This window comes from Glutamicibacter halophytocola (assembly GCF_001302565.1).
GTDB lineage: Bacteria > Actinomycetota > Actinomycetes > Actinomycetales > Micrococcaceae > Glutamicibacter > Glutamicibacter halophytocola.
Genome location: NZ_CP012750.1, coordinates 2,052,534 through 2,065,477, shown reverse-complemented (window position 1 = coordinate 2,065,477; position 12,944 = coordinate 2,052,534). Strand labels below are relative to the sequence as shown.

The 12,944-nt window shown below is 61.3% G+C and carries 9 protein-coding genes; 5 read left to right on the top strand and 4 right to left on the bottom strand.

Annotation, left to right across the window (positions count from 1 at the left end; translation table 11 throughout):
- Positions 1 to 368 precede the first annotated feature (368 nt).
- From ileS to ndk, 4 genes are read left to right on the top strand one after another with little or no spacing between them, the layout of a single operon-like run.
- Entirely contained in the window at positions 369 to 3,629 is a 3,261-nt protein-coding gene (gene ileS, locus AOZ07_RS09495) for an isoleucine--tRNA ligase (protein ID WP_060701779.1), read from the top strand.
- A 56-nt stretch (positions 3,630 to 3,685) separates the two neighbouring features.
- The gene (locus AOZ07_RS09490) at positions 3,686 to 4,981 is read left to right on the top strand and encodes a bifunctional folylpolyglutamate synthase/dihydrofolate synthase (RefSeq protein ID WP_244652681.1); all 1,296 of its coding nucleotides are present in this window, start codon (positions 3,686 to 3,688) and stop codon (positions 4,979 to 4,981) included.
- The gene (locus tag AOZ07_RS09485; RefSeq protein ID WP_060701777.1) at positions 4,981 to 5,415 is read left to right on the top strand and encodes a DUF4233 domain-containing protein; all 435 of its coding nucleotides are present in this window, start codon (positions 4,981 to 4,983) and stop codon (positions 5,413 to 5,415) included. Before AOZ07_RS09490 ends, AOZ07_RS09485 begins: the two co-directional genes overlap by 1 nt.
- A 39-nt stretch (positions 5,416 to 5,454) precedes the next feature.
- Entirely contained in the window at positions 5,455 to 5,871 is a 417-nt protein-coding gene (gene ndk / locus AOZ07_RS09480) for a nucleoside-diphosphate kinase (protein ID WP_060701776.1), read from the top strand.
- 64 nt (positions 5,872 to 5,935) lie between these two features.
- Here the strand turns inward: ndk and AOZ07_RS09475 are convergent, their stop codons facing one another.
- The 4 genes from AOZ07_RS09475 to AOZ07_RS09460 all read right to left on the bottom strand — a co-directional run bounded on the left by AOZ07_RS09475 (position 5,936) and on the right by AOZ07_RS09460 (position 9,352).
- Complete coding sequence (locus tag AOZ07_RS09475; RefSeq protein WP_060701775.1) at positions 5,936 to 6,142, bottom strand: hypothetical protein; 207 nt, start codon at positions 6,140 to 6,142, stop codon at positions 5,936 to 5,938.
- A gap of 348 nt (positions 6,143 to 6,490) precedes the next feature.
- Entirely contained in the window at positions 6,491 to 7,777 is a 1,287-nt protein-coding gene (locus tag AOZ07_RS09470; RefSeq protein WP_060701774.1) for an AI-2E family transporter, read from the bottom strand.
- Between the two features lie 204 nt (positions 7,778 to 7,981).
- Positions 7,982 to 8,566 carry a GNAT family N-acetyltransferase gene (locus AOZ07_RS09465; protein ID WP_060701773.1) on the bottom strand — a complete coding sequence of 195 codons (585 nt, stop codon included), beginning with the start codon at positions 8,564 to 8,566 and terminating at the stop codon, positions 7,982 to 7,984.
- Positions 8,567 to 8,728: 162 nt separating this feature from the next.
- Complete coding sequence (locus AOZ07_RS09460; protein WP_060701772.1) at positions 8,729 to 9,352, bottom strand: vitamin K epoxide reductase family protein; 624 nt, start codon at positions 9,350 to 9,352, stop codon at positions 8,729 to 8,731.
- Positions 9,353 to 9,956: 604 nt separating this feature from the next.
- Here AOZ07_RS09460 and AOZ07_RS09455 point away from each other — a divergent pair.
- Entirely contained in the window at positions 9,957 to 12,797 is a 2,841-nt protein-coding gene (locus AOZ07_RS09455; protein ID WP_060701771.1) for an Rne/Rng family ribonuclease, read from the top strand.
- The last annotated feature ends 147 nt before the right edge of the window (positions 12,798 to 12,944 follow it).

Sequence of the window (12,944 nt, the reverse complement as noted above, 5' to 3'; positions counted from 1 at the left end):
GGCAAGGCCCCCTCAACGCGCTATTCTGAAAATGCAGGGATTGTTGTTTTGGGTTTTCCAGTCAGGTTGCTGTGAGCCTGAACTCACTTGCGATCCCTGGGATTCTGGTGAATGTCCACCACGGGCATCACGCGGTACGATATAAGGACTGCGACTTTGACCCGGCTATCACCGGCGAGTCTTCGGAAGAACAGTGTTCCGCATTGACGGGAACCACCTAGTAGAACCGAACGGGACCAGCCCGTCACAGCTGATGATAAGTGGTTCTCCACCATCTGGTGGGGGATAAGCGGGGTGGTACCGCGGCTTAACTGCCGTCCTCGTAGGCAAGGAATTATCGACCCTACGCTTGAAGGACGGCCCATTCGATGAGCTTCTACCCGAAGGTCACTACTGACCCAACCGGTTCGACCCCGGCTTCACCGCGCTTCCCTGAACTTGAGAAGCGCGTCCTCGAATACTGGAAGAACGACGACACTTTCCAGGCCTCCATCGACCAGCGCGAGGGCGAAGAATTCGTCTTCTACGATGGCCCTCCCTTTGCCAACGGGCTGCCGCACTACGGCCACCTGCTCACCGGCTACGTCAAAGACCTGGTCGCCCGCTACCAGACCCAGCGCGGCAAACGCGTCGAGCGCCGCTTCGGCTGGGACACCCACGGCCTGCCCGCCGAGCTGGAAGCCATGAAGCAGCTGGGCATGACCGACAAGAAGCAGATCGAAGCCATGGGCATCGACAAGTTCAACGATGCCTGCCGCACCTCGGTAATGAAATACGCCGACGAGTGGAAGCAGTACGTGAACCGCCAGGCTCGCTGGGTCGACTTCGAAAACGACTACAAGACGCTGAACGTCGAGTTCATGGAATCGGTCATCTGGGCCTTCAAGCAGCTCTCGGACAAGGGCCTGACCTACCAGGGCTTCCGCGTGCTCCCATACTGCTGGAAGGACGAAACCCCGCTGTCCAACCATGAGCTGCGCATGGACGACGACGTCTACAAGAACCGCCAGGACCAGACCGTCACCGTGGGCTTCACCATCCTTGCCGGCGAAACCGAGGCCTCCCAGGCCCTGGCCGGCGTGCAGGCCCTGGCCTGGACCACCACCCCATGGACCCTGCCGACCAACGCCGCGCTGGCCGTGCACCCATCCATCGAGTACGTGGTGGTTCCTGCCGGGGAAGCTGGCGTGAAGGCTTCGGCCGCCGCCGGCCCATTCCTGCTGGCCAAGGACCTGCTCGGCTCCTACGCCAAGGACCTGGGCTACAAGGATGCCAAGGAAGCTGCCGCGGCGATCACCGCCAGCTACACCGGTGCCCAGCTGGCTGGCGTGCGCTACCAGCCGTTGTGGGATACCTACACCGACACCGAGAAGTACGGCACGCAGAACGCCTGGCAGATCCTCACCGCCGACTACGTCACCGTGGCCGACGGCACCGGCATCGTCCACCAGGCTCCGGCCTACGGCGAGGACGACCAGAAGGTCTGCGAAGAGCACGGCATCCCGGTGATCCTCTCGGTGGATGAGGGCGCCAAGTTCCTTCCGGTCTTTGCCTCCGGCCCGCTGGCCGAGATCGTCGGCGTGCAGGTCTTCGACGCCAACAAGACCATCACCAATGTGCTCAAGGACGAGGCCAAGCTCATCAAGCAGGCCTCCTACGAGCACTCCTACCCGCACTGCTGGCGCTGCCGCACCCCGTTGATCTACCGCGCGATCTCCTCGTGGTATGTCGAGGTCTCCAAGTTCAAGGACCGCATGGTCGAGCTGAACGAGCAGATCAACTGGATCCCGGGCAACGTGAAGCACGGCCAGTTCGGCAAGTGGCTGGAAAACGCCCGCGACTGGTCCATCTCGCGCAACCGCTACTGGGGCTCGCCGATCCCGGTCTGGGAATGCACCGGCGACGAGTGCACCCACCGCGAAGTCTTCGGCTCGCTTGAAGAGATCAAGAACTTCTTCGGACGCCTGCCGGTCAACCATGAGGGGCAACCGGATCTGCACCGCCCGTTCATCGACGAGCTGACACTCGCCCATGAGGGCTGCGCCGAAGGCGGCACCCTGGTGCGCGTGGAAGACGTGCTCGATGTCTGGTTCGACTCCGGCTCGATGCCCTACGCCCAGGTGCACTACCCATTCGACAACCAGGACTGGTTCGATGGGGGACACCACCCGGCTGACTTCATCGTGGAGTACATCGGCCAGACCCGTGGCTGGTTCTACACCATGCACGTGCTCTCCACCGCGCTCTTCGACCGCCCGGCCTACACCAACGTGATCTCCCACGGCATCGTGCTCGGCTCGGATGGCCAGAAGATGTCCAAGTCGCTGCGCAACTACCCGGACGTCACCGAGGTCCTGGACCGCGACGGCTCCGACGCCATGCGCTGGTTCCTGATGGCCAGCCCGATCCTGCGCGGCGGCAACCTGGTGGTCACCGAGCAGGGCATCCGCGACGGCGTGCGCCAGGTGCTGCTGCCGCTGTGGAACGTCTGGCACTTCTTCAACCTCTACACCAACTCCGCGAACAATGGGGCCGGCTACGAGGCCAAGCGCTCCACCAGCTCCACCGATCCGCTGGATAAGTACATGCTGGCAGCCACCGGCCAGCTGGTGCGCGAAGTCACCGTTGCCCTGGATTCCTACGAGGTTTCCGACGCGACCGAAGCAGTGCGCCAGTACATGGACACGCTGACCAACTGGTACGTGCGCCGTTCCCGCCAGCGCTTCTTCGACGAAGACACCCAGGCCTTCGACACCCTGTACACCGCGCTGGAAACCCTGGTGAAGGTCACCGCTTCGCTGCTGCCGCTGGCCAGCGAAGAGATTTTCCGCGGGCTCACCGGCCAGCGCTCGGTGCACCTGACCGACTGGCCAGATGCCAACGAGTTCCCGGCCGATGCTTCCTTGCTGGAAACCATGGAAACCACCCGCAAGATCTGCTCGGTCGGCTCCTCGCTGCGCAAGGCCAAGAACCTGCGCGTGCGCCTGCCACTGGCAGAACTGAAGATCGTCCTGAACGATGCGGCCCGGCTGGAAGGCACCTACGCCTCGATCATCAAGGACGAGCTGAACCTGAAGGCCGTGACCCTGATCGACGCCGAAGGCGTGGACGCCGCCAGCTACGGCATCAGCCAGCAGCTGGTAGTCAACGCCCGCGCTGCAGGCCCCCGATTGGGCAAGAACGTGCAGCAGGCCATCAAGGGCGCCAAGTCCGGGGACTGGTCGGTAGCCAATGGCGTGGTCACCGCCGGCGGCCTGGAATTGGCAGAGGGCGAATACACCCTGGATACCGTGGTGGACGCGGCCGGCGAGATCGCCGCGGCGGTCATCGACGGCGGATTCCTGGTGCTGGACACCGAGGTGACCGGGGCACTGGCCGCCGAAGGCACTGCGCGCGACATGATCCGCGCCATCCAGTCGGCCCGCAAGGACGCCGACCTGCAGGTTTCCGATCGCATCCGCACCGTGATCACCGCCAACGCCGCGACCATCGCGGCTCTGGAAGCCAACCGCGAGCTGGTGGCCGGCGAAACGCTGACCGCGCAGCTGGAACTGGTGGCCGATGATGCCGCCGCCGACGAGCAGATCACCGTATCCAAGCTGGATTCCGACAAAGTTGAGGTCAACTAGTGAGCGAACTGGACCGCGTCTACGGGCAGCTGCTGGCCCGCGCGCCGGAAAACAAGATGGAACCGCGCATGGATCCGATGTTCCGCGCGATGGAGATCCTTGGCGAGCCGAACAAGGCCTGCCCTGTCATCCACATCACCGGCACCAACGGCAAGACCTCGACCGCCCGGATGATCGAGTCGCTGCTCATCGCCCATGACCTGCGCACCGGCCGCTACTCCTCGCCGCACCTGGTCTCGGTCACCGAGCGCATCGCCATCGATGGCGAGCCTGTGGACGATGAAACGTTCGTGCGCGTTTGGGACGAGATCAGCCCGTTCTTGGAGATTGTTGACGCCGAGCTCGTGGAGCGCGGCGAAAACAAGCTGACATACTTCGAAGCAGTCACCATTTTGGCCTTCGCGATTTTCGCCGAAGTCCCGGTCGATGTTGTGGTGCTCGAAGTCGGCCTGGGCGGCATCACCGACGCCACCAACGTGGCCGATGCGGATGTCTCGGTGTTCACTCCGATCTCCCTGGACCACACGGACCTGCTGGGCGATACCACTGAGCTGATTGCCGAGGAAAAGGTGGGCATTCTCAAGCCCGGCGGATACCTGGTTTCCTCGGTGCAGCCCACGGATGCAGCCGATGTCTTGCTGGCCCGCGCCCGAGAACTGGAAGTGCCGGCCGCGTTCGACACCTTGGACTTCAAGCTCTTGGAGCGGAAGTCCGGAGTTGGCGGACAGCTGCTTTCGATTCAGGGCCAGGCCGCACGCTATGAAGAGATTTTCCTGCCGCTCTTCGGTGCCCACCAGGCGCAGAACGCCACCGTCGCCCTGGCTGCGGTGGAGGCCTTCCTGGGCGGCGGGCAGCGCGAGCTGAACATTGAATTGGTGCGCCAGGGCTTCGCAGCGGCTTCCAGCCCGGGCCGGCTGGAACTGGTGCGCAGCGCGCCGAGCATTCTGGTTGATGCCGGCCACAACCCGGAAGGCATTCGCGTCTCCGCGGAAGCCATCAAGGAATCCTTCGGCTTTACCCGGCTGGTTCTGATGGTTGGCATCCTGGCGGAGAAGGACGCAGAAGCAATGCTCTACACCATGCGCGAGGAGTACGGCGATATGGTCGAAGATCTGTGCATCACCCAGTCCTCGTCGCCGCGAGCTATCCCTGCCGGCGAATTGGCCAATCTGGCCATGAATGCCGGATGGCCTGAAGAAGATATCCACGTGACCGAGGATCTGGAAGACGCGGTGGAGTGGTCGGTGGGCCGAGCCGAAGCTGGCGAGGACCTCGGTGGGGGCGTGCTGGTCACCGGTTCGATTACACTGGTGGGCGAGATTTCCCTGCTGCTCAAGAAAGGCGACTCCTAATGGCCAAACTCACCCGTGCCCAGCGCGAGTGGCGTCCGGGCATGAAAAAGAAGCTGCGCTCGACCAAGATGATGTTCGCGTCAACCGTCCTGGTCTGCGAGGCGCTCCTGGCAGTATTCGTCACGCTTGCTGCCTTTGGGCTGAAGCGCGGGGGAGAGCCGGTGGTCGTCCTCGCCCTCGGCGCTGTGGTTGCACTGTTGTGCATCCTGAACTGTGCCTTGCTCGGCAAGAAAATCGGCTACATCATCGGCTGGATTCTGCAGGCGGTCTTCTTCCTCACGGGATTCATTCTCGTGGACATGTTCTACCTGGCCGCCGCCTTTGCGCTGTGCTGGTGGTACGCCTTGTACAAGGGCGAAGAAATCGACGTGGAAAATAAGCGCCGTGCCGCAGCCCAGGAAGCCTGGGAACAAGCCCATCCCGAACAAGCCTGAAAACCTAGAAATACATCAACGATACGAAGAGGTAGTCAAATGACTGAACGTACCCTGATCCTGGTCAAGCCAGATGGCGTCAAGCGCGCCCTGACCGGCCAGATTCTCGCCCGCATTGAAGCCAAGGGCTACACCATTGCCAAGCTGCAGCAGCTGGAAGCAACTCGTGAGCTCCTGGCCGAGCACTACGCCGAGCACGAGGGCAAGCCATTCTACGAGCCGCTGGTCGAGTTCATGCTCTCCGGCCCGGTTGTCGCCATCGTCGCAGAGGGCCAGGGCGTTATCCCGGGCTTCCGCTCGCTGGCTGGCACGACCGATCCAACCACCGCAGCTCCAGGCACCATCCGTGGCGACTTCGGCCGCGACTGGGGCCTGAAGGTGCAGCAGAACCTGGTGCATGGTTCAGACTCGGCTGAGTCCGCAGAGCGCGAGATTGCGATCTGGTTCGGCAAGTAAGCCAAAAGCCGAAGAACCCCGACAGTTTAAAACTGTCGGGGTTCTTCGCGCGTTAATGCCGGTTTCAGTACCAGTCATCCAGGCTTTCGGCATCTGGCCCAGGAGCCTGGGCCGCGCGGTCCACAAGCGGGTAGGAAGTTTGAGGATCATGAACCGAATTTCGTCCGAGGTCTTCGACCGAGCCGATCCTGACGACCTGATGATGCCCTGCCGTTGCGTCGACCAGGTGCGACAAATCATCGTCCATGTTCTCGTTGCTGAAACTCAACATTCTCAGTCCTTCCAGGCTTGTTGCGTATCGGCCGCTATTTTGCGGGGCTATGGGTCCGGGGTGAGAGCTCGTCCCGGCAGAAGACCGGGTGCTGCCGGTCAACCGTTTTCACTTCAGTCACATTAAACACACTGGGCACTTCCGTGACAACGCCATCCAGCTGATTTCGAGCTGTGACAGCGAATGAATCGAAAGCCGATCAGCCGCAAATTACGCTGGATCAGCCCGTTTCGAAATCATGCTAGCAATCGCATCTGGCGTTTTAAAGAATTTGCTCCACAGAAACAAGCCGGGTGTCTGCTGTGAATCTGTGGAGCACCATATTCTTCAAGCTATCGAGGGCCGCGGCTAGCCTTTGCCTTCCCCAGAAGTGCTGTCCTGGCCAGCCTCGAGCTTTTCGAGGGCCTTCTCGTCTTGGTCGGATTCAACTTCCGACTTGATCTCGGCACTGGCATCAGGGACCGGATCATTTCTTTCCCGACCCGTCCAGACCTTGATCACTGCCCACGATGCGGCAACCAGCGGAACCGAAAGCACGGCGCCAACGATGCCGGCCAGGACAGTGCCTGCGGTCAAGGCCATCAAGACCACCAATGCGTGCAGGTTCAGGGCGCTGGCCATGACGACCGGCTGCAGGAAGTTTCCTTCAAGCTGGTTCACCAGAATCACGGACGCCAGGACAATCAAGGCAACGATGGGCCCGTTGGTTACCAGGGCAATCAAGGTCGCAAGAACACCGGCGACCGTGGCTCCAACCATGGGCACGAACGAACCGAGGAACACGATAATGCCCAACGGAATCGCCAGCGGCACGCGGACGATCAGCAGGGTCGCCGTGATGCCAATGGCGTCTACGGCAGCAACGGTAGCGGTGCCGCGAATGTACCCGCCAAAGGTGCGCAGGGCCCGGTCTCCTGAGAGGATCCACTTGTGGCGGTAATGCTCAGGAGTCCATGAAACAGCAAAGGCCCAAATCTTGTCGCCGTCCTTCAAGAAGAAGAACAGGATGACCAGCAGCAGTACCAGGCCTGTGAGGAAGCTTCCGGCTGCGCTAAGGGTGTTCAGCGCACCAGTTCCGAACTGCGAGCTGGTCAAGAAGCCGGTGACCGTGTCAACAACGCTATCGATCTGCGCTTGGTCAATCGCGATCGGCAAATTGCCCATCAGGTCCTGGACCATGTCGTTGAGCTGATTGAAACCCTGGACGGCTTTGTCAACGAGTTTTGGCCACTCGTTAATAACGGAGAAGACCAATCCGGTGCCGATTCCACCGAGAATCAGCAATGAACCGAGGAACACGATCCAGGCCGAGAGCATCGGCGAGAAAACCTTGCGCAGTTTCACTACCAGCGGCCACAGGGCGCAGGAGATGATCACGGCGAGCAGGGTGGGGATGACGATCATCGTCAAGCGCAGCATTCCGATGACGAGGAAGGCGCCCAATGCGCCGACAACGAGCAGCTGGGCGCTGCGGATCCCCAGCCGGCCGAGAAGATCAGTCCACAGCCCGCTGACCGTGAAGTCAGGTTTTGCCTCCGTGCCGGCCAGCGTGGAGCCCGTTGCCGAAGCTGGAATGGCTTCCGGTGCGTGCTGTTTCTTCGGCGCTTGGGATTTACCCTTGCGGAAAAGGGCCATGGTTACTCCTTGTCGCTAGTAATAATTAGTTCTAAGACTAGGCTAGCTAGTTCGGCTGCTGCGCAGGCAACACCGAAAGGATGATTTAATCCAGCTCAAGGCTGAATATCGGCTTCCAGTGCCGAGGTTCCCCAGCCGTGCCAAAAAGAAGTGGCCGCCCGCGATCGCGGACGGCCAGCACGCCCGAACGGCGTGAGCTAGGCGCTACTTTCTGAAATATTCCTCGGCGAGCAGCCCCATGATGATCTTGTCGTGGAACGATCCGTCATGGAAGCCGGCTTGCCGAATGCGCCCTTCTTCCCGGAAACCGGAACGGATGAACGTGCGCAGCGCCCTTTCGTTGTAGGCCCAGACGGTCAATCCAATGCGGTTCAATCCCATTTCACGGAAGCCGTAGTCAATGATCATCTTGGCGGCCAGGGTTCCATAGCCCTGTCCGACATTTGATCCGCCAATCATGATCATGAGTTCTGCGGACCGGGCAGGCGCGTTGTAGTCATATAGCGCGGTGTGCCCGATCAACGTGTCGTCGGGCAGGGTGATCGATAGGCCAACACCGTCGGTGGTGCCACGATTCAGGCTTCGGGACTTGAAGAGGGCGGCCGCTTCGTTGACCGGATGGGGGAGCACCAGGCTTCCCTGCAGTGCCATGAATTCCGGGCTGTTCCACCATTGCGTGAGGAAAGGCAGATCATCTTCCTGGAGTTCGCGCAGGCGCAGTTGTTCCGAGATCAGAAGATCGATCCCGTAGTTTTGGGCATTTTCTGTGTTCCATTTGTCACTTGCCATGTTCCCAATCTAGCGGTCTTAGCTGGGCAAGGACGGCAAAATCGCGACGCGCGCAGCCAAATCACTGGAAATCAAACGCGCTGGCACAGCTATCCGATGGCTGCAGGCAAAAGAAAAGCCGGTTCGTTCCCAAGGCAACGAACCGGCAATCGATAGCGGGGCTTAGCCGAAAAATGCGTTCGGGAAGCGAAGCACCACTGTAGCTGCAACCAAGAGCCACAGGATGGCAGTGACAATCCAGCTCCACTCGGTGAAGAACTTTTTCACCGCTGCGCCAGCGGGGATCACGCCCGTGACCACATTGCGAGCCGTAGTGAAGACAAAGAGCGGTATGGTCATGGCCCACACGACCATGCAGTAGGGGCACAGCGCGTTGATCTCGTAGAGGGCTTGCGACCAGAACCAGATGACCAGGCCCATGGCGGCGGTAACACCAATCTGGAAGCAGATCCAGAACCAGCGCTGCAGCTTGTTCGCGCCGGCAAGCAGCACCACGCCGATGGTGATGACGATCGCGAAGCAGACGATGCCGAAGAACGGGTTGGGGAATCCGAAGATTCCAGCCTGCTCCGACCTCATCACGGTGCCGCAAGAGATCCATGGATTGATATCGCAGCTGGTGACGTAGTCGGGGTTCTTGTAGAGCTCGATGCGTTCCAAAACGAGAGTTCCGGCTGCGAGCCACGAAATGAAACCTGTGGCGATGAGAACCAGCCCGAAACCGCGATCCTTTGCCCACCATGGCAACACGCCCGGGTTGGGGCTCTTTTCTAGTGATGAAACCATGTTTCGACTATTCCATAAATTTGTAGGAAAGCGGGAGATTCCGCTTCGAGCGTTTTCATCTTAGGAAGCAATTCTGTGCAACGGATGAGAAGCAATGAACAAGGCATGAACTAAATATGAGAGAATGGAAATGGTTGTTCGCGGATCCACAGTCTGCTTTCAACCCGACGACAGACTTTTGAAACAACAGATCGCCAGGCGATGCATCGCTTCGGTTGAGTGCCCAATATGTGCGCCTCCCGAGGGAATACCGCGGATCGTAGGGCTGCAAAGGAAAGCAGCCGGTTTTCTTAGGCCACGTTGATCCGCAGGAATTGCGTCCGGCTCAGTCATATGAGCCAGTGGCAATCTTGCGGAAAATAGCGAGCTTTTGTGTCTGGCCGATTTAAAGCAATCGGCCAAGGGACACGTGATGATTGTAGTTTCAGCTGAGGCGCCGTCTGTGGAGGATGCCAAAGCGGGACAAAGTAGGAGTACGCGAATTTAAATGAGCGCAGCAAATCAACGAAAGGGTGGGGCGCAAGGTAGCAAGCGAGGCAATCGTTCAACGCGAGCCCGTCGTACCAGCGTTTCAACCACCCCTGCGCGGCCATTGCGCCGCGCCATGACCCTGGCTGAACTCAATGCCGCAGCCGGCATTGAAGAAAGCCCATACCGTTGGCGAGCTACACGCCGCACCCAGGTTTCCACCCCTGATTCAGCCCAGCGCGCCAGCCGCCAGGCAGAGCGCCGTGCGCAGGTGGCACGCCATGCTGCCAGCGACGAAGCAGTCGAGCAGGCAGCTGCCAAGCAGGAGACCACCGAACAGGCCAGCGAAGAAATCGCCAACCCGGTGGCAGAAGAGAACACTGAGCCGCAGGACGCCCCAGAGGTTGTAGAAGACCACACCGGCCAGCTGCTGGCCGAGCACGGCAGCTCGATGATCTTGAACCCTTTTGCCATTCCAGAAACCGCTCAGGCGGTTCTGGCGCAGGTCGTTGCCAAGAAGCACGAACCAGCGCGCAAGGAAACTCCTGAAGCCGAGAGCGATGACGTGACCTCGCGCCGTCGCCGTCGCCGCCGCCGCGGCGATGTTGATCTGGAACTTGAGGGCGGCTCGCAGGACGATCCACCCAACACCGTGACCCGCGTTCGCGCACCGCGCGGCAGCGTCGAAAGCCATGGCTCGGTCAGCGACAAGGTGGCCTCCGTGCGCGGTTCGACCCGCCTGGAAGCCAAGCGCCAGCGCCGCCGCGAATCACGCGAGACCGGCCGCCGCCGCCAGGTGATCACCGAGGCAGAGTTCTTGGCCCGCCGCGAATCCGTGGAGCGCAAGATGATCGTGCGCCAGCGCGAAGACCGCATCCAGATTGGCGTCCTGGAAGATGGGGTGCTCGCCGAGCACTTCGTGTCCAAGACCCAGCAGGATTCGCTGATCGGCAACGTGTACGTCGGCAAGGTGCAGAACGTGCTGCCTTCCATGGAAGCTGCTTTCGTGGATATCGGACGCGGCCGCAACGCCGTGTTGTACGCAGGCGAAGTCAACTGGGATGTTGCTGCCCTCGAAGGCCAGCCGCGCCGCATCGAGAACGCGCTGAAGGCTGGCGACTCGGTGCTCGTGCAGGTCACCAAGGACCCCGTAGGACACAAGGGTGCCCGCCTGACCAGCCAGATCTCCCTGCCGGGCCGCTACCTGGTCTACGTGCCGGGCGGCTCGATGACCGGCATCTCCCGCAAGCTGCCCGACGTTGAGCGCCAGCGCCTGAAGAAGATCCTGAAGGACCACCTTCCGGAAAACGCAGGCGTGATCGTGCGCACCGCCGCCGAAGGCGCCTCCGAGGAAGAGCTGACCAACGATATCAACCGGCTGCGCGCGCAGTGGGAAGGCATCGAAGAACAGGCCAACTCCACCAAGACCCTGGCTCCGGAACTGCTGTACTCCGAGCCGGACCTGACCATCAAGGTGGTCCGCGACGTCTTCAACGAAGACTTCACCAAGCTGATTGTCTCCGGCGAGCATGCCTGGGACACCATTGAGGCCTATGTCATGTATGTGGCGCCGGACTTGATGGGGCGCCTGGAGAAGTGGGAATCCGACGAGGACATCTTCGCCGACTTCCGCGTCGACGAGCAGATCGCCAAGGCGCTGGACCGCAAGGTCTTCCTGCCATCGGGTGGTTCGCTGGTGATCGACCGCACCGAAGCGATGACGGTCATCGACGTGAACACCGGCAAGTTCACCGGCTCGGGCGGCAACCTCGAAGAGACCGTGACCAAGAACAACTTGGAAGCGGCCGAGGAAGTCGTGCGCCAGCTGCGCCTGCGCGATATCGGCGGCATCATCGTCATCGACTTCATCGACATGGTCCTGGAGTCCAACCGCGATCTGGTGCTGCGCCGACTGGTTGAGTGCCTGGGCCGCGACCGGACCAAGCACCAGGTGGCCGAGGTCACGTCGCTGGGCCTGGTCCAGATGACGCGCAAGCGCATGGGCACCGGTTTGCTGGAAGTCTTCGGCGAAGAGTGCGAGCACTGTGCTGGAGCCGGTGTGATCACCCACGAAGAGCCGGTGGAATCCCGCCGCACCTTCAATTCGGCCGGTGAACCGCACGCCAAGAAGTTCAACGAGAAGCCATCTCGCAATTCCCGCCGCCGCCGCGGTGGCGAGAAGGACGAGGCCAAGCCGGTTGCCAAGCAGGAGGCTGCCGCCACGGGCGAGAAGGATGAAGCCACCCGCAATGCGCTGGCAAGTATTGCTGCCGCATCGCATTTGGAGCCACACGCTGAGAACGCTGTGAGCATCGAAGGCGAGCAGATTCCAGTGCTGAAGACCGGCACGCCAGTGGCCGCCGACGTCTCCGTCACCCTCGAAGCGCTCGAAGCTGCCCTGCCGGGCAAGGACGAGACCGAGGATGAGGGTGGCGAGGGCAACCGCAAGCCGCGCCGCCGTTCGCGCTCCCGTGGACGCAACCGTTCACAGGCAGACGCCGAGCAGCAGGGCGCCAAGGCTGAGGAAGCTGGCCAGGACATCGAAGCGGAGCAGCCAGCGGCTGTTGCCGTGGAGGATGAGCCGAAGCAGGTTGAGCAGCCGCGCAAGCGTTCCCGCCGGGCATCACGTCCACAGGGCTCGGGAGCTGCCTCAGCGCAGGACCAGCCGGTACTCACCGGCCTGGCCATGCCTGCATCGAGCGCTCCAGCAGCTGCAGAGGCCACGGCCCCTGCAGCAGCATCGGCTGCCGCTAGCGCGGTGGCCCCACAGAGTTCCACGAAGCCAAAGCGGCGCAGTCGTCGAGCCACCTCGGCTCAGGGCGACGCAACCGCAGAGGTTCTCGTGGCAGAGGTATCCGCTGCTACCGGTTCGGTAGTTCAAATGGATGCCTCCAGTTCGCACAACGAAAAGCCAGCTGAGCCTGCCGGGCAACCGGTAATGTTCGGTGTCGGCGTTCCGGTGCGCGAACTGAAATAGATGAACTTGATCACGCTTCACCCGCTGGGGCAGTTTGTATTTGCCCCAGTGGTGTGGACTAGCGTAATCTAGTTGATCGGTGCTAAACGCCAAGATCACGGACTTTCCGTCCGCTCGGCGTCAAGGCACAAGCGCATGAGATCCCCG

Coding starts and splice junctions, on each gene's coding strand:
- ileS (WP_060701779.1), top strand. CDS start 369: ATGAGCTTCTACCCGAAGGTCACTACTGACCCAACCGGTTCGACCCCG.
- AOZ07_RS09490 (WP_244652681.1), top strand. CDS start 3,686: ATGGAACCGCGCATGGATCCGATGTTCCGCGCGATGGAGATCCTTGGC.
- AOZ07_RS09485 (WP_060701777.1), top strand. CDS start 4,981: ATGGCCAAACTCACCCGTGCCCAGCGCGAGTGGCGTCCGGGCATGAAA.
- ndk (WP_060701776.1), top strand. CDS start 5,455: ATGACTGAACGTACCCTGATCCTGGTCAAGCCAGATGGCGTCAAGCGC.
- AOZ07_RS09475 (WP_060701775.1), bottom strand. CDS start 6,142: ATGTTGAGTTTCAGCAACGAGAACATGGACGATGATTTGTCGCACCTG.
- AOZ07_RS09470 (WP_060701774.1), bottom strand. CDS start 7,777: ATGGCCCTTTTCCGCAAGGGTAAATCCCAAGCGCCGAAGAAACAGCAC.
- AOZ07_RS09465 (WP_060701773.1), bottom strand. CDS start 8,566: ATGGCAAGTGACAAATGGAACACAGAAAATGCCCAAAACTACGGGATC.
- AOZ07_RS09460 (WP_060701772.1), bottom strand. CDS start 9,352: ATGGTTTCATCACTAGAAAAGAGCCCCAACCCGGGCGTGTTGCCATGG.
- AOZ07_RS09455 (WP_060701771.1), top strand. CDS start 9,957: ATGACCCTGGCTGAACTCAATGCCGCAGCCGGCATTGAAGAAAGCCCA.